Here is a 19,054-nt window from a genome sequence, read left to right on the forward strand (position 1 = left end):
TGGCCAGTCAGCGACACATCGCACCGGGCGGCCAACCGAGGTCGGCCCGGACTGACACCCCCGGAGGGCGGAACATCCCATGTCAGGCCATTCCAAGTGGGCCACCACCAAGCACAAGAAGGCCGCGATCGACGCCAAGCGCGGCAAACTCTTCGCCAAGCTCGTCAAGAACATCGAGGTGGCGGCCCGTACGGGCGGCGGTGACCCAGCCGGCAACCCCACGCTCTACGACGCCATCCAGAAGGCCAAGAAGAACTCTGTCCCGGGCGACAACGTCGAGCGCGCGCGCAGACGTGGCGCCGGCGAGGAGGCGGGCGGCGCCGAGTGGGAGACCATCATGTACGAGGGGTACGGCCCGAACGGCGTGGCCCTGCTCATCGAGTGTCTGACCGACAACCGCAACCGCGCCGCAGGCGAGGTGCGCACGGCGATGACCCGCAACGGCGGCAACCTCGCCGACCCCGGTTCGGTGGCCTACCTGTTCACCCGCAAGGGCGAGATCGTGCTGGACAAGGGTGAGCTCGAGGAGGACGACGTCCTCATGGCCGTACTCGAGGCCGGGGCCGAGGAGGTCAACGACCTCGGCGAGCAGTTCGAGGTGGTCTGCGAACCCACCGACCTCGTCCGGGTGCGCACCGCGCTCCAGGAGGCCGGCATCGACTACGACTCGGCCGAGTCCGGGTTCCGCGCCTCGGTCGAGGTGACGGTCGACGCCGACGGCGCCACCAAGGTCTTCAAGCTCATCGACGCGCTCGAGGACTCCGACGACGTCCAGAACGTCTACTCGAACCTCGACGTGCCGGACGACGTGCTGGCGGCGCTCAACGCCTGACGGGCGGCCCACTGGTAGGGTCTCGAACGTAGGTTCTACCACTGGTCGGCGAAAGGTCGCTATGCGCGTGATGGGTGTGGACCCGGGACTGACCCGGTGCGGGCTCGCGCTGATCGAGACCGAGCCGGGTCGGGCCGTCACGGCGTTGGACGTGGACGTGGTGCGGACGACCGCCCAGGAACCACTCGAGAGGCGCCTGCGGGCGGTCCACGCCGTGGCGGACGAGTGGATGGAGATCCACCGCCCGGACGTGGTCGCCATCGAGCGGGTCTTCGCCCAGAACCAGGTCTCCACCGCCATGGGCACTGCCCAGGCCGCCGGCGTCGTGGCACTGGCCGCCGCCTACCGCGACATCCCGGTGGCCTTCCACACGCCTTCCGAGGTCAAGGCCGCCATCACCGGCAGCGGGCGCGCGGACAAGAAGCAGATGACCCTGATGATCACCCGGATCCTCGGCCTGCAGAAGCCACCCAGCCCGGCGGACGCGGCCGACGCCCTCGCCCTGGCCGTGTGCCACAGCTGGCGGGCACCCATGCAGGGGCGGGTCGCCGCGCTCGACGGCCACGTCGCGCGGTCCCGGGCCGGGTTCGAGTCGAAGGTGGCGGCGGCACGGGACGCCGCCACGTCGAACGCACACGGTGGTCGCAGCGCGGCCGCCGATCAGGAGCGCGCCCGGGCCGCGGCCCGGGGCATGGCGCGGACGAAGGGAGTGCGCTGGTGATCGCCTCGATCCGGGGGACCGTGGCCGAGATCGGCCTGGACCGCTGCGTGGTGGAGACCGGGGGAGTCGGGGTGCTCGTTCACGCGACCCCCGCGGCGCTCGCCGGTCTCCGGCGCGGCGCGGAGGGGATGCTCCACACGGAGCTGGTGGTGCGCGAGGACTCGCTCACCCTGTACGGATTCGACTCGGTGGACGCGCGTCAGTTGTTCCTCACCGTCCAGACCGTCTCCGGCGTCGGACCACGACTGGCACTGGCGATCGTCGCGACCCTCGAGCCGGAGACCCTCGTCCGAGCTCTCGGAACCGGGGACGTCAAGGCGTTGACCCGGGTCCCGGGCGTCGGCAAGCGAACCGCCGAACGCATGGTGCTGGAACTCAAGGACAAGGTCGGGCCCGTGGCGGACGGTGGTTCCGTGGGGATCCCGGGCGGCGCGACCGTCGGATCGTCTGCGACCGAGGTCGCAGAGGCACTAGAGGGCCTGGGTTTCTCCTCCGCGGAGGCCGAGAAGACCGCCACCGCGGTGCTCGCCGCCGAGCCGGACCTCGACCCGGCGCAGGCCCTGCGGCTGGCTCTCAAGTCACTCGGTAGGCGCTGATGGCGGGACCGATCGACGCGGCCGGCGACGGGTATTCCCCCAACATCGACGACGGAACGGACCGGGAGGGCGAGCTGTCCGCGTCCGCGACCCCGTTCGACACCGACGTCGAGGGCGCCCTCCGACCCCGCAGCCTGGGCGAGTTCATCGGCCAGGAGACGGTCCGGGAACAACTGGACCTCGTGCTCACCGCCGCCACCCGCCGTGGGGTCGTGCCCGACCATCTGCTCTTCTCCGGGCCGCCCGGGCTGGGCAAGACGAGTCTCGCGATGATCGTCGCGGCCGAACTCGGTGGATCGCTGCGGATCACCTCCGGTCCCGCCCTCGAACGACCCGGCGACCTCGCCGCGATGCTCTCCAATCTCATTGAGGGCGACGTGCTGTTCATCGACGAGATCCACCGCATCGCGCGCCCGGCCGAGGAGATGCTCTATCTCGCGATGGAGGACTTCCGGATCGACATCATGGTCGGCAAGGGGCCCGGTGCCACCTCGATCCCGCTGGAGATCGCCCCGTTCACCCTGGTCGGTGCCACCACGCGATCCGGAGCGTTGACCGGTCCGCTGCGCGACAGGTTCGGGTTCACCGCGCACATGGACTTCTACACGGACACCGACCTCGCCAGGATCGTCACCCGCGCCGCGGACATCCTCGCCATCCCCGTCGAGCCCGATGCCGCGCTGGAGATCGCCGGCCGGTCGCGGGGCACACCCCGTATCGCCAACCGGCTCCTGCGGCGGGTCCGTGACTTCGCCGAGGTCCGGGCCGACGGTCGCATCACCGTGCCCGTCGCCAGGGCCGCCCTCGAGGTGTACGAAGTGGACGAACTGGGGCTCGATCGTCTCGACCGCGCGGTCCTGAGGGCGCTCCTCGTCCAACACGAGGGCGGGCCCGTCGGACTGAGCACTCTGGCGGTGGCCGTGGGGGAGGAGTCCACCACCCTCGAGGAGGTCTGCGAGCCCTTCCTCGTCCGCGCCGGTCTGCTCGCACGCACCCCGCGCGGGCGAATCGCCACCGCCGCGGCGTGGGACCACCTGGGGCTCACCCGCTCCGACAACGCGGCCGGGCAGCCGATGCTGCCGGTCGAGGTCGACCGGGGCCCCGGCGCGCGCGGCTGAGCCCCGGGCTGGCATCCTCGGACGAGACCGTCCGTAGCCCGGACCCGCCAGCGACCCGGAACCGGCGGGTCCATGTCAGGAGGACCCGAATGGGACTGGAACTGCTGCTGCCGTTGATGATCGTCGTGCTGATCGTGCTGATGGTCCTGCAGAGCACGAGACAACGCAGGGCGATGAAGGACATGCGGGAGATGCAGGCCTCACTGACGGCGGGTGATCGCGTGCTCACCACCTCGGGCCTCCGCGCAACCATCGTCTCCGTGGGAGACGAGACCGTGGAACTGGAGATCGCGGAGGGTGTCCACACCCAGTGGGACCGTCGGGTCATCCGCGAGAAGCTCGACACCGGCACGCCCCCCGGAGCCGACACCGGCACCGGTGCCGCGGATTCCCTGTAGGCCACGACCGGCGAGTAGTGTAATGGGGCCCTCCGGCCGGAGGCCCCAGACGAAGACCGAGAGAGATCACCTGTGTCACCAGCTCGTCCTCGAGGCGCCGACGCCCGCCCCAGACCGTGGGCGCTGCTGTCCGCGTTCTTCCTGGTGCTGTTCATCTTCTTCCTCGGCGCCTTCGCCGTCGCCGAGCGCGGCCTGACGCCGAAGCTGGGCATCGATCTGCAGGGCGGTACCCGCGTCACGCTGATCCCCAAGGGAGACCCCGACGAGGCGGACCTAAAACTGGCCCAGGACATCATCCGGGACCGGGTCGACGGGCTCGGCGTCGCCGGGACCTCGGTCGTCATCGAGGGCAGTAACATCGTCCTCACGGTGCCCGGTGAGGACTCCAGCCAGGCCCGTGATCTCGGCACCACCTCACAGCTGACGATCCGTCCCGTGCTGCAGGTCCAGCCCGTCGCCGAGGGCGATGTCGAGCCCGTGCCCGCCGCCAAGGGGGACCGCGACGCCGTCGCCAGGGAGGTCGAGGAGGCCCGCGAGGTCCGTCAGGGCGACCCGCAGGAACTCGCCCAGACGCTCTCGACGTTCCGCTGCCCGGAGCGCGATGTCCTGGCCGGCTTCGACGACCCGTCCCAGGCCCTCATCGCCTGTGGTGACGGTGCGAAGTACGTCCTCGGTCCCGTCCCATTGCTCATCGGGGAACCGGAGGACGGGAAGCGACTCGACGGGCAACAGATCGTCAAGGACTCCGTCAGTTCCGGGTTCAACCAGCAGGCCGCCAAGAACGAGGTCTCGTTCCGGTTCAACGCCGGACCCGGTGAGCAGGGCAGCGCCACCTGGTCGCGCCTGACGCAGGAGAACCTCCAGCGGCAGATCGCCATCGTCCTCGACGGCGAGGTCATCAGCGCTCCCGTCGTACAGGGCGTCACGCCGGTCGGTTCGGCGACCTCCATCACCGGTGACTTCAGCACGGACGAGGCGGCGTCCCTCGCCGCGAACCTGCGCTACGGCGCCCTGCCCATCTCCTTCGAGGACCCCAACGTCGACAACGTCCCGGCGTCTCTCGGTCTGGCCTCGCTCGAGGCCGGCCTGCTCGCCGGCGCCATCGGCTTCCTGCTGGTACTGGCGTACTCCGCCTTCTTCTACCGACTGCTCGGCGTGTTGGCCTTCATTTCGCTGGCCCTGTCGTTCCTGCTCACCTACGTCCTGTTGGTGTTCCTCGGATACACCGTCGACTACAGCCTCGACCTCGCGGGAATCGCGGGACTCGTCATCGGTATCGGCATGACCGCCGATTCCTACGTCGTGTTCTTCGAGCGCATCAAGGACGAGCTGCGGGACGGCCACCGGTTCAGATCCGCGGTGCCACGGGCCTGGAAGAGCGCCAGCCGCACCATCATCACCGGCAACATGGTCAGTCTCATCGGAGCGGTCGTGCTCTACCTGCTGGCCAGCGGCGAGGTGCGCGGTTTCGCGTTCACCCTCGGCCTCACGACCATCATGGACGTGTTCGTCGCGTTCACCGTGACCTGGCCGCTCGTCTACCTGGCCTCCACCAAACCCACCTTCGCCAAGCCCTCCGCGAACGGGATGGGGCGGATGGAGAACCTCCAGGCAGCGGCAGCGGAACAGCGCCGCCTCGACCGGAAGGCCGAGAGCGACGCCGAGCCGGGGCCGCACCGGGGAGTCACCGCGGCCATCCGCGGCCCGGGCGGCGACACCATCACCGAGCCGCGCACCGAGCGTCCCGCCACCGATGAGGAGGAGGGCCGATGAGCACTCCCACCACCACCGCGGCCGAGAGTGGCGCCACCGCCCCCGCCGGCCGGACCGACAGCCTGTTCACGCGGCTCTACACGGGGACCGGGGCGTTCGGCATCGTCCCGAATCGCCGGAGGTTCTACGTCCTCACCACCGTGATCGTCGCGATCTGCTTGGCGAGCATCATCTTCCGTGGCTTCAGCTTCGGTATCGACTTCACCGGTGGCACGAAGCTCACCATGCCCGCAGCCGACCATGACAAGAGCCGCGTGGCCGCGGTGGTCGAGGAGTCGGTGGGCGAGGAACCCCAGACGGTCCAGATCGTCGGAGCGGGGGACGCGCGCATCGTCGAGGTGGAGACACGATTCCTCACCAGCGACGAGATCCGTGCGGCCAAGAACGCGCTCTACGAGGAGTTCCAGCCGGTCACGGCCGACGGAGACGCGTCGGTCGAGGCGATCGGCGACTCAGCGCGATCCGAGAGCTGGGGAGGACAGGTCACCGAGAACGCACTGATCGCACTCGGGGTGTTCCTCGTCATCGTCTTCGGCTACATCGCCTTCCGCTTCGAATGGCGGATGGCCACCGCCGCCATCGTCGCCCTGCTGTTCGACGTACTGACCACCGCCGGCGTCTACTCACTCGTCGGCTTCGAGGTCACCCCGGCCACCGTGATCGGCCTGTTGACCATCCTCGGCTTCTCGCTGTACGACACGGTGATCGTGTTCGACAAGGTCGAGGAGAACACCCGCGGCATCAGACACACCGCGAGCCGCACCTACGCCGAAGAGGCGAACCTGGGTGTCAACCAGACCCTCATGCGTTCGATACACACCACCATCATCGGCGTGCTGCCCCTGCTGGCGCTGGTCGTGATCGCGGTGTGGATCCTCGGGGTGGGGACCCTGATGGACCTGGCACTCGTCCAGATGGTGGGGATCATCACCGGCACCTTCTCCTCGGTCTTTCTCGCCACACCCCTGCTGGTGTCGCTCAAAAACCGCGATCCGGAGATCAGACGCCAGACCGCCAAGGTGCTGGCCCGACGCGAGAAGGCCGAGACCGCCGCATGACCGAACCAGCCCTCACCCCCGTCCCACCGGCCATCAGTTCGGCCGTGGAACGGCTGATGCGTCGCGTCGAGGACTTCCCATCCGCGGGCGTCCAGTTCTGCGACCTCACCCCGGTCCTGGCGGATGCCGACGGCTTCGATGCCGTCGTCGCCGGGCTGATCGCCGGGCACGAGATCGGCAGTGTGGACTACGTCGCCGGGCTCGACGCCCGCGGGTTCCTGCTCGCGGGCGCGGCAGCCGTACGTCTGCACACCGGTGTCCTGGCCATCCGCAAGGCCGGCAAGCTCCCGCCACCGGTGCATTCGCGGTCCTACGAGCTCGAATACGGCGCCGCCACGTTGGAACTCCCCGCGGACGGGCTCGACCTCAGGGGGAAGCGCGTCCTCGTCGTCGACGACGTCCTCGCCACCGGGGGGACTCTCACCGCCGCGGTCGGTCTGCTGGAGGACTGTGGGGCGATCGTCGCGGGGCTGTCCGTGGTGCTCGAGGTCCCCGGCCTCGGGGGGCGGGATAGACTGGCCGCCACACCGCTGACCTGCCTCACGGTCGCGTGACCGTCGGCCGTTACTGACGGCCCGGAACTGGAGGGAGGAGCCGGAGATGACACAACGGCAGGACCCGGCCGGGCAGCCGGACGGGGGCGCGGGCCCCGGACAGATGGCTCAGCCCCAGCCCCCGACTCCCCAGCCCCCGACACCCCAACCCTCGACCCAACCGCTCCCCGTGATCCCGGGCAACCGTCCGTCCGCCGGTCGACGGGTGCGTGCGCGGTGGGCTCGCCGCCTCACCTCGGGTCTGACCGTCACCTCCACGCCGGCGGTTCTCGAACCGTTGGTGCGCGTCCACCGGATACACCACGCCAAGGCCGACGTCGGTCTGCTGGCACGCGCGTACACCCTCGCGGAGAAGCAACACGAGGGCGTCTACCGCAAATCCGGCGATCCCTACATCACCCACCCACTCGCCGTGGCGACCATCTGCGCGGAGATGGGTATGGACACCACGACGCTCGTGGCAGCGCTGCTGCACGACACGGTCGAGGACACCGACTACTCGCTCGCGCGGCTGGAAGCCGACTTCGGCGGTGAGGTCGCCCATCTGGTGGACGGCGTCACCAAGCTGGACAAGGTCGAGTTCGGCGAGGCCGCCGAGGCGGAGACCATCCGCAAGATGATCATCGCGATGGCACACGACCCCCGCGTCCTGGTGATCAAGGTGGCCGACCGCCTGCACAACATGCGCACGATGCGGTTCCTGCCGCCCGAGAAGCAGGTCAAGAAGGCGAGGGAGACCCTCGAGGTGATCGCCCCGCTCGCGCACCGGCTGGGGATGGCGACCATCAAGTGGGAACTCGAGGACCTCGCCTTCGCGATCCTCGAGCCGAAGAAGTACCAGGAGATCGTCCGGCTCGTGGCCGACCGGGCCCCCAGCCGCGACGTCTACCTGCAAACGGTGACCAACCGGGTCAGGGCGGACCTCGAGAAGGCCCACATCCAGGCCCGGGTCGAGGGCCGACCCAAGCACTACTGGTCGATCTATCAGAAGATGATCGTGCGCGGTCGGGAGTTCGACGAGATCCACGACCTCGTGGGCATCCGTGTCCTGTGCGAGGACGTTCGCGACTGCTACGCCGCGATCGGGGTCGTCCACTCGACGTGGAAGCCGATGCCGGGGAGGTTCAAGGACTACATCGCCCAGCCCCGCTTCGGCGTGTACCGGTCGTTGCACACCACCGTGATCGGACCCGACGGCAAACCCCTCGAGATCCAGATCCGCACCCACGAGATGCACCGCAACGCGGAGTACGGCATCGCGGCGCACTGGCGCTACAAGGAGACCCGCGGCAAGCACAACGGCGACCCCGCCGAGGTCGACGAGATGGCGTGGATGCGGCAACTGCTCAGCTGGCAGCGCGAGGCCGCCGATCCCGGCGAGTTCCTGGATTCCCTGCGCTTCGAGATGACCAGCAAGGAGATCTTCGTCTTCACCCCCAAGGGAGACGTCATCAACCTTCCGGTCGGTGCCACACCCGTGGACTTCGCCTACGCGGTCCACACCGAGGTCGGGCACCGCTGCATCGGGGCGCGGGTCAACGGCAAACTCGTCGCCCTCGAGCGCCCGCTCGAGAACGGCGAGGTGGTGGAGGTCTTCACCTCCAAGGACCTCAATGCCGGCCCCAGCCTGGACTGGCAGAAGTTCGTGGTCTCCGGCCGTGCCAAGAGCTCAATCCGGCAGTGGTTCGCCAAGGAGCGCCGCGAGGAGGCCCTTGAGCGGGGCAAGGACCTCATCACCCGTGAGGTCCGACGCGGCGGGGTCCCCGTCCACCGCATCTTCTCCAACGAGTCGCTCGCCGGCGTGTCCCGCGAACTCGGATTCGCCGACGTCACCGCGCTCTACACGGCGATCGGGGAGAACCACGTCTCCGCCAAGACCGTGGTCGGTCGTCTCATCGCCGCCCACGGCGGCGTGGACGAGGTCACCGAGGAACTCGCCGACCGGTCCCGTGACAAGACCATGACCCCGCCCCGCCCCACGACCTCCGGGGCCGGCGTACTCGTGGGCGGAGTGGAGGACGTCCACGCCAAGCTCGCCCGCTGCTGCACCCCGGTGCCGGGGGACCAGGTCCTGGGCTTCATCACGCGCGGCGGCTCGGTCAGCGTGCACCGCACCGACTGCACCAACGCCTCCGACCTGCACCGGGAGCCGGAGCGACTGGTCAAGGTCGAGTGGGCGCCCCAGCCGGGCGCGGTGTTCCTCGTCGCCATCCAGGTGGAGGCCCTCGATCGCCACCGTCTGCTCTCCGACATCACCAAGGTCCTGGCCGACGAGAAGGTCAACATCCTCTCCGCCTCGGTGCAGACCGCGGGCGACGACAGGGTGGCGATCTCCCGGTTCACCTTCGAGATGGCCGACCCCAAACACCTGGGTCACGTCCTCGGTGCGGTCCGCAAGGTCGAAGGCGTCTTCGACGTCTACCGGATGACCTCGAACTGACCGACGCCTCCGCGGCTGACCGACCCCTCCGCGGCCGGCGGTCGCGGACCCGGTGGGACGACGCGGACCCGGTGGGACGACGCCGGCCCCGGCCGGGAGGCCGGGGCCGGTGCTCACGGCCGGGTGCTACGGGTTCACGCCTCGGGCAGGCCCTCCTGGGCGCCGACCGTGACCTTCTCGATGACCACTGGGCGGCGCGGTGCCTCGTAGTCCGGATCGCTCTGGTCGTCGCTCTTGGTCCCGGCATCGGCGATCTCGTCGAGGACCTCCAGACCGGACTCGCCGATCGTGCCCATCACGGAGTACTCGGGCGGCAGCATGGAGTCCTCGTACACGAGGAAGAACTGACTCCCGGCGCTGTTCGGCGCCTGCGACTTGGCCATGGCGACCGTGCCCCGCGGGTAGACCGACATCCCCGAACCGTCCTCGGCCACGGGGAGGTCGGTGGGCGGCTCGTCCACGATCGAGTACCCGGGGCCCGAGAGCCCGGTCCCCGTCGGGTCACCACACTGCAGGACCGAGAGCTGCGAACCCTCCCCGCCCTGCGTCAGTCGATGGCACTCGGTGTCGTCGAAGTACTCCTGCTCGGCGAGGTGCACGAAGCTCGCGACGTTGCAGGGGGCGCCCTCACGATCGAGCGTCAGGGGGATCTCGCCGCTACCGGTGGCCACCACGATCTCGGCCGTCCCTCTCCTGGGCTGGTCCCCGGTCGGGGGGTCCATCTCGCGCTTGGACTCCTCGATCTCGTCGACCTGCTCGTTGAAACGACGCGCCTCGGCGACGATCTCGGGCCCCTGGTCCTCGAACTCCGCCGGGTCGACCTTCTCCATGGGACTGGTGTCCTGCGGGTACTCGCAGGTCACCCAGTCGGCGGCGTACTGCTCGGCGCGGGACTGTTCCGCCTTGTTCCAGACCACGACGCCCACGATGCCGAGGAGGACCACCACCACGACCGAGGCACCGGCGATCTTCAGCTGCTTCTCGCGGCGCGCCTGCGCCTCCATCTGCTCACGCAGACGTTGGCGCGCCTCGGCTCGGCGTTCCTGGTTGGTGGACACTGACCCTCCTGGGGACCTGGACTAGGCTGGGACTCCACGGGCGGACCCGTACGGTGGGGCTCCGTGAAGAGCCCCACGCGGCGGTCCAGCCCAAGGTCCTTGTCTACCAGGTCGGGTAGTGACGGCCGAACGCCACTCCGGTGTCGGGCGCCGTTGCCCGGCACCGGGCGCCGAATGGCGCCGACAGTGTCGAGAAAGGGAGTACGGGACGTGCAGATCGTCGGTTTCCCCGCCGGGATGTTCCAGACCAACTGCTACATCGTGGCGGACGACGCAGGCGACTGTGTGGTCGTTGACCCGGGGCAGGACGCGGAGGAACAGGTCCGCCGTCAGATCTCCGAGGCCGGGCTCCGACCCCGCGCGGTCCTGCTAACGCACGGGCACCTCGACCACATCTGGAACGCGCGGCAGGTGGCGGATCACTACGGGGTCCCCGCCTACATCCACCCCGAGGACCGCGAGATGCTCTCCGATCCGGGCAAGGGCCTCTCGCTCGACCTGTCGGCGATGCTCAAGGGCGTCACCTTCACGGAGCCGGCCGAGGTCATCGAGGTGTTCGACGGCGACACCCTCACCATCGGGTCGATGACCTTCGACGTGGACCACGTCCCGGGTCACAGCCCCGGCTCGGTCTCGTTCCGGATCACCGTGCAGACCGAGGACGGACCCCGGCTGGTCGTGCTCGGTGGGGACGTACTGTTCCAGGACGGTGTGGGACGCACCGACCTGCCCGCGGGGGACACCGAGGTGCTCATGCAGTCCATCGCCAAGAAGTTCCTCGTCCTGGACGACGACGCCGTCGTGTTGCCCGGGCACGGGCCGTCCACGACCATCGGTCGTGAGCGTCGGTCGAATCCGTTCCTGCGTGACCTCTAGACCCACCAGCCCCACCCGCCCCTCGAGACCCAAGGACGCCTCACCAGTGACCGGCAACGCCAAGAAGACCGCACTCAAGGCACCGAAGGGTGTTCCCGACTACGTGCCTCCGGCGTCCGCCGGGTTCGTGACGGTCCGGGACGCCATCACCACCGCCGCCCGGCGCGCCGGGTACGGGCACGTCGAGTTGCCGATCTTCGAGGACACGGCGTTGTTCGCGCGCGGCGTGGGGGAGTCGACCGACGTGGTGTCCAAGGAGATGTACACGTTCTCCGACAGGGGCGGCCGGAGCGTCACCCTGCGCCCCGAGGGCACGGCCGGGGTCATGCGCGCGGTGATCGAACACGGGTTGGACCGGGGCCAGCTCCCGGTCAAGCTCTGCTACGCGGGCCCCTTCTTCCGGTACGAGCGCCCCCAGGCCGGCCGGTACCGTCAGCTCCAGCAGGTGGGCATCGAGGCGATCGGCGTCGACGACCCGGCCCTGGACGCCGAGGTGATCGCCGTGGCAGACGAGGCGTTCCGCTCCCTCGGGCTCACCGGGTTCCGCCTCGAGCTCACCTCACTCGGAGACGAGACGTGCCGCCCCGACTACCGGGAGCGGCTGCAGGACTTCCTCACCGGGCTGGACCTCGACGAGGCGACGCGAGAACGCGCTCGGGTCAATCCGCTGCGCGTCCTGGACGACAAGCGCCCCGAGGTGCGTGCCCAGCTCGAGGGCGCTCCACTGATGATCGATCACCTGTCGGACGCGAGCGCCGAGCACTTCGCGACCGTTCGGGCGCACCTGGACGCCCTGGGCGTCGCGTACGAGGTCAATCCCCGCATGGTGCGGGGCCTGGACTACTACACCAAGACGACCTTCGAGTTCGTGCACGACGGCCTCGGCGCCCAGTCCGGGATCGGTGGCGGCGGCCGCTACGACGGCCTGATGGAGCAGCTCGGCGGCCAGGCGCTGTCCGGCATCGGGTTCGGTATCGGTGTGGACCGGACGGTGTTGGCACTGCAGGCCGAGGGGATCGACCCGGCGGCCGAGGGGCGCGTCGATGTGTACGCGGTGGCTCTCGGCGCGCAGGCCAAGGCGACTCTGGTGCCCGTCCTCGCCGAGTTCCGCCGCAGCGGGCTCCGCGCGGACATGGCGTACGGGGACCGCGGCATGAAGGGCGCCTTCAAGGCCGCGGACCGCTCCGGCGCGGCGATCACCGTCGTCGTCGGGGAGAACGAACTGGCCACCTCCACGGCCGTCGTCAAGACGATGGCCACCGGTGAGCAGGAACCGGTGCCCCTGGAGGGTCTCGTCGACCACGTGACCAGGGCCGTCTCCCGCTGAACCCGACCGTCCGGCGCGATCGAGCGACCGGGCCCCGCCCACGCGTCAGGGTTACGCGCGCCAGAGCCGGGCGCCTCAGAGCCGGGCGCCTCAGAGCTGTGCGCGGAAGGTGTCGCAGGCCTGCATCGAGCCCTGCTCGTAGCCCGTCAGGAACCACTGTCGGCGCATCTCCGATGACCCGTGGGTCCACGAGCCCGGGTCGACACGGGCGCCGCCGGTGCGCTGGATGTGGTCGTCGCCGATCGCCTCGGCGGTCCGGACGATCGCGTCCACGTCGCTCCCGGTGAGGCTCTCCAGCAGCGGCGGGCCGCCGTCGGGCGCCGGGGTCGAGGTGGCGTAGTGGGCCCACAGGCCGGCGTAGCAGTCGGCCTGGAGTTCGACCCGGACCGCACCCGAGGAAGGGCCCTGCGGGTCCTGCTGCGACCGGCGGATGTCGCCGAGCATGGTCTGCAGGTGGTGGCCGAACTCGTGGGCGACGACGTACATCTGCGCCGCGCCGGAGGGTGGGCCACCGAGCTGGCGCACGAGGACCCGGTCGAAGAACGCCGGATCGAGGTAGACGCCCTCGTCGGCCGGGCAGTAGAACGGTCCGATGTCGGAGGAGGCGCCACCGCATCCGGTGTCGACGGCACCGGTGAAGATGGTGGTGTGGGGCTGGACCCAGCGCATCCCGATCTGGTCGGGCAACTGTGTGTTCCACACGTCCTCGAGGCTCTCGGTGGTGGCGACGACGCGGCAGATGGTGTCGGTGTTGGCCTGCTGCAGGTCGCACTGGTCGATGTGGGCCTGGAACTGCTGCGCCGAGTCGGAGGTCTGTGCCCGGCCGCCGGTGGCGCCCGGGTCCGTGCCACCGCCGTCGAGTCCGAGCTGGCCGGGGTCGACGCCGAGGAACAACGCGATGACGACGACGACGAGGCCACTGACACCCCCACCGACCGCCATCCCCCGGCGACCCCCTCGGCCCCCGCCGGAGACCCCGCTGGTGTCCAGTCTCCCGCCCTGCCGGAACGTCATATCGTCACCTCTCGTCCACACCGGCCGCCGGTCCACCCGGGCACGCCGCACCACCACGGTGCTTGTCGGATCACTGTATGGGCCGGCGGTACGCCGTCACAGCCGACACGGGGAACACCCGGGGGTGGACGTAGACTGTCCCTCGTCCGAACCCGGGGCCGACCGCTCATCCGGCGGTGGGTCCGTTCCGGAGTTCGCCGACCACACGACTTTTCCCGACGAGAGGACAACCGCAGTGCTGCGCACCCATTCCGCCGGCCAGCTCCGAGCCGCCGACGCAGGGGAGACCATCACCCTGGCCGGCTGGGTCGCGCGCCGCCGGGATCACGGCGGGGTCATCTTCGTCGACCTCCGCGACTCGACCGGCGTCTGCCAGGTGGTGTTCCGCTCGGAGGACGTCGCTGAGCGCGCACACCGCCTCCGCAACGAGTACTGCGTGGCCGTGACCGGCGTGGTGGACCGCCGCCCGGAGGGGTCGGAGAACCCCAACCTCGCCTCGGGCGAGGTCGAGGTCGACGTGACCTCTTTCGAGGTCCTCGGCGAGGCCGCGGCCCTGCCGTTCCAGTTGGACGACGAGGTCGGTGAGGAGGCGCGTCTGCGCCATCGTTACCTCGACCTGCGGCGCGAGGGCCCGGGCGCCGCACTGCGCCTGCGGTCGAAGGTCAACGCCGCCGCCCGCAACGTCATGGCGCGCCACGACTTCGTGGAGATCGAGACGCCCACGCTGACCCGCTCGACGCCCGAGGGGGCCCGCGACTTCCTCGTGCCCGCCCGCCTGCAGCCGGGGACGTTCTACGCTCTCCCGCAGTCGCCGCAGCTGTTCAAGCAGCTGCTCATGGTGGCCGGGATGGAGAAGTACTACCAGCTCGCCCGCTGCTACCGGGACGAGGACTTCCGCGCCGACCGGCAGCCGGAGTTCACGCAGCTGGACGTGGAGATGAGCTTCGTCGACCAGGACGACGTGATCGCCGTGGCCGAGGAGATCCTCACCGAGGTGTGGGCCACCGCCGGGCATCAGATCCCGACCCCCATCCCGCGCATGACCTACGACGAGGCGATGCGTCGCTACGGTTCGGACAAGCCCGACCTGCGGTTCGACATCGAACTGGTCGAGTGCACGGAGTTCTTCGCCGACACCCCGTTCCGGGTGTTCAAGGCGCCATACGTCGGCGCGGTCGTCATGAAGGGCGGGGCGTCGCAGCCCCGTCGTCAGCTCGACGCCTGGCAGGAGTGGGCCAAGCAGCGAGGCGCCAAGGGCCTGGCGTACATCCTCGTCGGTGAGAACGGCGAGCTGGGCGGCCCCGTCGCCAAGAACCTGTCGGACTCCGAGCGCGCCGGGATCGCCGCGCACGTGGGCGCGGAGCCGGGGGACTGCATCTTCTTCGGCGCCGGAGCGGTCAAGTCCACCCGGGCGCTCCTCGGTGCGGCACGCGGCGAGATCGCCGAGAAGCTCGGCCTGATCGACCCCACCCGGTGGGCGTTCACCTGGGTCGTCGACGCCCCGATGTTCGAGCCCGCGGACGACGCCACCGCCGCCGGCGATGTGGCCGTCGGTTCCGGTGCGTGGACCGCCGTGCACCACGCGTTCACCTCACCCAAGCCCGAGCACCTCGACACGTTCGACACCGATCCGGGATCGGCGCTGGCCTACGCCTACGACATCGTGTGCAACGGCAACGAGATCGGTGGCGGGTCGATCCGTATCCACCGCAAGGACGTCCAGGAGCGGGTCTTCGGCGTCATGGGCATCTCGCAGGAGGAGGCGCAGGAGAAGTTCGGGTTCCTGCTCGACGCCTTCTCCTACGGCGCCCCCCCGCACGGTGGCATCGCCTTCGGCTGGGACCGCATCTGTGCGCTGCTGGCCGGAACCGAGTCCATCCGCGACGTCATCGCCTTCCCCAAGTCCGGCGGCGGGGTCGACCCGCTCACCGACGCTCCCGCGCCGATCACCACCCAGCAGCGCAAGGAGTCCGGCATCGACGCCAAGCCGGTCCAGCGCGGGCAGGCCGCCCAGGACGGGGCCGCAGCCGAGTAGTACCCGGGGCGGGCGGCCCCGGGCGTCTCAGAGGTGGAACGCCTCCAGCGCCGGGCGCCCGTCCATCCCGGAGTGGTCGAGTCCGAACAGCCGGGCCACCGTCGGCGCCACGTCGAGGGTGCGCACGGGACGGTCGACGACCTGCCCCCGGCGGACGATCCGGTGCCCGCCGGCGATGAAGAACGGGATGCCGAGCGTGACCTCGTGTCCGTGGTTGCCGGGGATGGGGTTGGAGAACGGGGTGGGGTCGGAGAACCGCCATCCCGGATGACAGGTGGCCACGAGGTCGCCACCGCGCTCGCCCAGGTCGAGTTCGGCCGGATCGTAGAGGCGGTTGACGCCCGGGAGCGCGCCGACCACCTCACGCAGGCGCGCCAGGGTCGCCTCGCGTTCTCCGGCGGGGCCGAGGTGGGCGAAGGTGTCGGCGCCCCCGTTCTGGGCGATCCCGACGCGCCCGCGCAGCGCGGGGTCGGCGTCGATCGCGCCGGCGGCACTGATGAGGCGCAGCGGCTCCGACCAGTCCATGCCGTGATCGGCCAGCACGATGAGCACCGATCGTTCCCACCGGCCGGTGGACCGCAGGTACTGCTCGAGGTCCCAGAGTTTGTGGTCCGAGTTGTACACCGCCTGGTTGCGGGCCAGTCGCAGTGAGGTGCCGGACAGGTCCATGTGGCCGAAGCGGTCCATGTCGCCGAGGTTGACGAACGTCATCCGCGGGGCGTGGTCGGTGATGGTCTGCTTGAGGGCCTCGACGGTGAACCAGTCGAGCGAGTGGTCGGTGACCGGCACCAGCGGGAAGGGTGCCCACTGCACGCTCGCGCGGCCGCCGAACAGGCCGTGTAGGTAGTCCTTGCTGAGCACGCTCGCGGTGGTCAGACCCGCCTCGGTCCGGATGCGGTCCAGCACGGTGGCCGCCCGCAGGTCGTCGGGCCGGTCGAGGGTCCTCTCGTCCCCGATCGCGTGGTCCCAGATGGCGTTCGCGGGCACCCCGTTGCGCGCGGGCAGCACCCCGGTGACCATGGCGGCGTGGTTGGGCAGGGTCTCGGCGATCATCACGGAGGAGGCGTCGGTGAACCGCGTCCCCTCGGTGGCCCATCGGTGCAGGGTGGGCGCCTGGGCCGGGTTGAGTTCGTCGGGCCTCATGCCGTCGGTGACGATCACGTAGACGTCGAGGTCGTCGGCCACCGGGCGCACCGGGTTCGCCCACACGGGGGCGGGGTCGGCGAGCAGGGTCACCCCGACGGCGCCGGCGGCGACCATGCCGGCGCCGGCGAGCGCCTCACGACGGGTGAGTGTGGGTCCGTGGGTGGGGTTGTCGTCGCGGCACATGGGGCTGGGGTCCTGACGGTCGGGTGGTGGCTGGCGGGGCGGTGTGCCCGGCGTAGGACGTGACACACCCGACCACCAGGGAACCCGACGACGACGAGGGCTGCCCGCACTTTCGGTGATCGGACGCCGAATGTTCACCCGGGGGTCGGAGTCCGGGCCCGCCGGTAGCCTGGTCGGCGTGACAGACGATGCCGGGTTGTTCGCCGCCGGGGACGCGGGCGGACACGCGCCCCTCCCGCCCGCGGCGGGGGACGTGGACCCGTCCGCACCGCTGGCCGTGCGAATGCGGCCGCGGACCCTCGACGAGGTGATCGGCCAGGAGCACCTCCTGCGGCCCAACTCCCCGCTGCGGCGGCTGGTGGAGGGGCGCGGCGGCTCCTCGCTGATCCTCTACGGTCCGCCGGGTACCGGGAAGACGACGCTCGCGAACCTCGTCGCGAGCACCTCGGGTCGGCACTTCGTGGCGCTGTCCGCGTTGAGCGCGGGGGTCAAGGACGTCCGCGCGGTCATCGACGACGCCCGCACCCGCCAGGTGCACGGTCAGCGCACGGTCCTGTTCATCGACGAGGTGCACCGGTTCTCCAAGAGTCAGCAGGACGCCCTGCTCGCCGCGGTGGAGAACGGCATCGTCCTCCTGGTCGCCGCCACCACGGAGAACCCCCACTTCTCCGTGATCGCCCCGTTGCTGAGTCGATCCCTCATCGCCGAGCTCCGGGGGCTGGACGACGCGGGTGTCGCCGGCGTCCTGAGGCGCGCGGTGGCCGAGGAGCGGGGCCTGGCCGGCGAGGTCGAGCTGACGGACGAGGCGGTGGAGGACATCGTCAGACTGTCGGGGGGCGACGCCAGACGCAGCCTCACGATCCTCGAGGCGGCGGCGGGGGCAGCGGAGGACGGGGTGGTGACCCCGGAGATCGTGGAGCTGAGCCTGGACGCCGCGCCGGTGCGCTATGACCGCGACGGGGACCAGCACTACGACGTCACGAGCGCGTTCATCAAGTCCATCCGCGGGTCCGACGTGGACGCCGCCCTGCACTACCTCGCGCGGATGCTGGTCGCGGGGGAGGACCCGCGGTTCATCGCCCGGCGCCTCATGGTCCACGCCAGTGAGGACATCGGGATGGCCGACCCCACCGCGCTGCTGGCCGCGGGGGCCGCCGCCGAGATCGTGCAGAAGGTCGGACTGCCGGAGTGCAGGTTGGCGCTGGCGCAGGCCACCATCCACCTCGCCACGGCCCCCAAATCCAAGGCGGTCATCGCCGCGATCGACGCCGCGATGGCCGATGTCCGCGCGGGCGGGGTGGGCGAGGTGCCCAAGCATCTGCGGGACGGCCACTACGCCGGGGCGAAGGGCCTCGGCAACGGGGTGGGCTACCGCTACGCCCACAACGCGCCCGCCGGGGTCGTGGCGCAGCAGTACCCGCCCGACGAACTGGTGGGGCGTGACTACTACGAGCCCAGCCCCCACGGGCACGAGCGGGACCTGGGTGCGCGGGTGGACAAGCTACGGAAGATCATACGAACAGAGACGTAGCCAGTTCTTGAGAAATATGTGAGTATCGTTAATAAGTGCTTGACCAGGCACTGTGACCACGCCGCTCACCCTGGAGGAAACCATGGCCTATCTCCTGTCCACGCTCGTCAGTGTCGCGACCTCGATCGGGGTCTGGGGCACGGGGGCACACAGCATGGGGCTCCTGCCCCGGGAGGCGTTCATCACCGCCGCCAACTTCGGCATCGTCCTGCCCCCGATGCCGCGCTGACCTCCCATCAGGCAGGGCCCGCCCTGCACCGGGCGCCCATCCGCCGGTTCGGCCGGGTGGGCGCCCGCAGGCGTTCACGCGGCCGCCCACCTCGTCGTCGTCGTCAGGTCGTGCCGGCCCACCTCGTTCCCGGTCCCGCCCGGGCGCGGCGGTAGGCTGGGACCT

General features: G+C 70.2%; 17 protein-coding genes. 14 read left to right on the forward strand and 3 right to left on the reverse strand.

Going from position 1 to position 19,054, the window contains the following annotated elements; genetic code table 11:
* Nucleotides 1-79 precede the first annotated feature (79 nt).
* The 9 genes from AYO52_RS12635 to AYO52_RS12675 all read left to right on the forward strand — a co-directional run bounded on the left by AYO52_RS12635 (nucleotide 80) and on the right by AYO52_RS12675 (nucleotide 9,490).
* Complete coding sequence (locus AYO52_RS12635) at nucleotides 80-832, forward strand: YebC/PmpR family DNA-binding transcriptional regulator (RefSeq protein ID WP_067717865.1); 753 nt, start codon at nucleotides 80-82, stop codon at nucleotides 830-832.
* Between the two features lie 61 nt (nucleotides 833-893).
* Nucleotides 894-1,553, forward strand: coding sequence for a crossover junction endodeoxyribonuclease RuvC (locus AYO52_RS12640; protein ID WP_067717868.1), 660 nt, complete (start codon nucleotides 894-896; stop codon nucleotides 1,551-1,553).
* A complete protein-coding gene (gene ruvA, locus AYO52_RS12645) occupies nucleotides 1,550-2,149 on the forward strand; it encodes a Holliday junction branch migration protein RuvA (RefSeq protein WP_067717871.1) in 600 nt (199 codons plus the stop codon). Before AYO52_RS12640 ends, ruvA begins: the two co-directional genes overlap by 4 nt.
* A complete protein-coding gene (ruvB, locus tag AYO52_RS12650) occupies nucleotides 2,149-3,267 on the forward strand; it encodes a Holliday junction branch migration DNA helicase RuvB (protein WP_067717874.1) in 1,119 nt (372 codons plus the stop codon). Before ruvA ends, ruvB begins: the two co-directional genes overlap by 1 nt.
* An 89-nt stretch (nucleotides 3,268-3,356) precedes the next feature.
* Nucleotides 3,357-3,665: a preprotein translocase subunit YajC gene (gene yajC / locus AYO52_RS12655; RefSeq protein ID WP_067717877.1), complete on the forward strand. Its 309-nt coding sequence runs from the start codon at nucleotides 3,357-3,359 to the stop codon at nucleotides 3,663-3,665.
* Between the two features lie 72 nt (nucleotides 3,666-3,737).
* On the forward strand, nucleotides 3,738-5,438 hold the full coding sequence (secD, locus tag AYO52_RS12660) for a protein translocase subunit SecD (protein WP_253695904.1): 1,701 nt from the start codon (nucleotides 3,738-3,740) through the stop codon (nucleotides 5,436-5,438).
* The gene (gene secF / locus AYO52_RS12665) at nucleotides 5,435-6,496 is read left to right on the forward strand and encodes a protein translocase subunit SecF (RefSeq protein WP_067717883.1); all 1,062 of its coding nucleotides are present in this window, start codon (nucleotides 5,435-5,437) and stop codon (nucleotides 6,494-6,496) included. Before secD ends, secF begins: the two co-directional genes overlap by 4 nt.
* On the forward strand, nucleotides 6,493-7,050 hold the full coding sequence (locus AYO52_RS12670; RefSeq protein ID WP_067717887.1) for an adenine phosphoribosyltransferase: 558 nt from the start codon (nucleotides 6,493-6,495) through the stop codon (nucleotides 7,048-7,050). Before secF ends, AYO52_RS12670 begins: the two co-directional genes overlap by 4 nt.
* Nucleotides 7,051-7,096: 46 nt before the next feature.
* The gene (locus AYO52_RS12675) at nucleotides 7,097-9,490 is read left to right on the forward strand and encodes a bifunctional (p)ppGpp synthetase/guanosine-3',5'-bis(diphosphate) 3'-pyrophosphohydrolase (protein ID WP_156523603.1); all 2,394 of its coding nucleotides are present in this window, start codon (nucleotides 7,097-7,099) and stop codon (nucleotides 9,488-9,490) included.
* A 134-nt stretch (nucleotides 9,491-9,624) separates the two neighbouring features.
* Here AYO52_RS12675 and AYO52_RS12680 read toward each other — a convergent pair whose 3' ends face one another.
* Entirely contained in the window at nucleotides 9,625-10,548 is a 924-nt protein-coding gene (locus AYO52_RS12680; RefSeq protein ID WP_067717893.1) for a peptidylprolyl isomerase, read from the reverse strand.
* Nucleotides 10,549-10,758: 210 nt separating this feature from the next.
* Between AYO52_RS12680 and AYO52_RS12685 the strand changes: the two genes are divergently transcribed.
* Both AYO52_RS12685 and hisS read left to right on the forward strand, forming a co-directional pair.
* On the forward strand, nucleotides 10,759-11,424 hold the full coding sequence (locus AYO52_RS12685) for an MBL fold metallo-hydrolase (protein WP_067717896.1): 666 nt from the start codon (nucleotides 10,759-10,761) through the stop codon (nucleotides 11,422-11,424).
* A gap of 46 nt (nucleotides 11,425-11,470) precedes the next feature.
* Nucleotides 11,471-12,751 (forward strand): histidine--tRNA ligase, encoded by a 1,281-nt coding sequence (gene hisS, locus AYO52_RS12690; RefSeq protein WP_067717899.1) that lies wholly within the window; start codon nucleotides 11,471-11,473, stop codon nucleotides 12,749-12,751.
* Nucleotides 12,752-12,841: 90 nt separating this feature from the next.
* On the opposite strand, the gene AYO52_RS12695 is transcribed toward hisS, so the two are convergent.
* Nucleotides 12,842-13,765 carry a neutral zinc metallopeptidase gene (locus AYO52_RS12695; RefSeq protein WP_067717902.1) on the reverse strand — a complete coding sequence of 308 codons (924 nt, stop codon included), beginning with the start codon at nucleotides 13,763-13,765 and terminating at the stop codon, nucleotides 12,842-12,844.
* Nucleotides 13,766-14,000: 235 nt separating this feature from the next.
* Between AYO52_RS12695 and aspS the strand changes: the two genes are divergently transcribed.
* Nucleotides 14,001-15,800: an aspartate--tRNA ligase gene (gene aspS, locus AYO52_RS12700; protein WP_067717905.1), complete on the forward strand. Its 1,800-nt coding sequence runs from the start codon at nucleotides 14,001-14,003 to the stop codon at nucleotides 15,798-15,800.
* A 27-nt stretch (nucleotides 15,801-15,827) separates the two neighbouring features.
* Here aspS and AYO52_RS12705 read toward each other — a convergent pair whose 3' ends face one another.
* Nucleotides 15,828-17,129, reverse strand: a complete 1,302-nt coding sequence (locus tag AYO52_RS12705; RefSeq protein WP_067717908.1) for an alkaline phosphatase family protein — start codon at nucleotides 17,127-17,129, stop codon at nucleotides 15,828-15,830.
* 130 nt (nucleotides 17,130-17,259) lie between these two features.
* On the opposite strand from AYO52_RS12705, the gene AYO52_RS12710 reads away from it, so the two are divergent.
* Together AYO52_RS12710 and AYO52_RS18345 are read left to right on the forward strand one after the other, a co-directional pair.
* Nucleotides 17,260-18,660 (forward strand): replication-associated recombination protein A, encoded by a 1,401-nt coding sequence (locus AYO52_RS12710; protein WP_082923987.1) that lies wholly within the window; start codon nucleotides 17,260-17,262, stop codon nucleotides 18,658-18,660.
* A 52-nt stretch (nucleotides 18,661-18,712) separates the two neighbouring features.
* Complete coding sequence (locus AYO52_RS18345) at nucleotides 18,713-18,889, forward strand: hypothetical protein (protein ID WP_156523604.1); 177 nt, start codon at nucleotides 18,713-18,715, stop codon at nucleotides 18,887-18,889.
* Nucleotides 18,890-19,054: the final 165 nt, after the last annotated feature.

The organism is Dietzia sp. 111N12-1 (genome assembly GCF_001658045.1).
Taxonomy (GTDB): Bacteria; Actinomycetota; Actinomycetes; order Mycobacteriales; family Mycobacteriaceae; genus Dietzia; species Dietzia kunjamensis.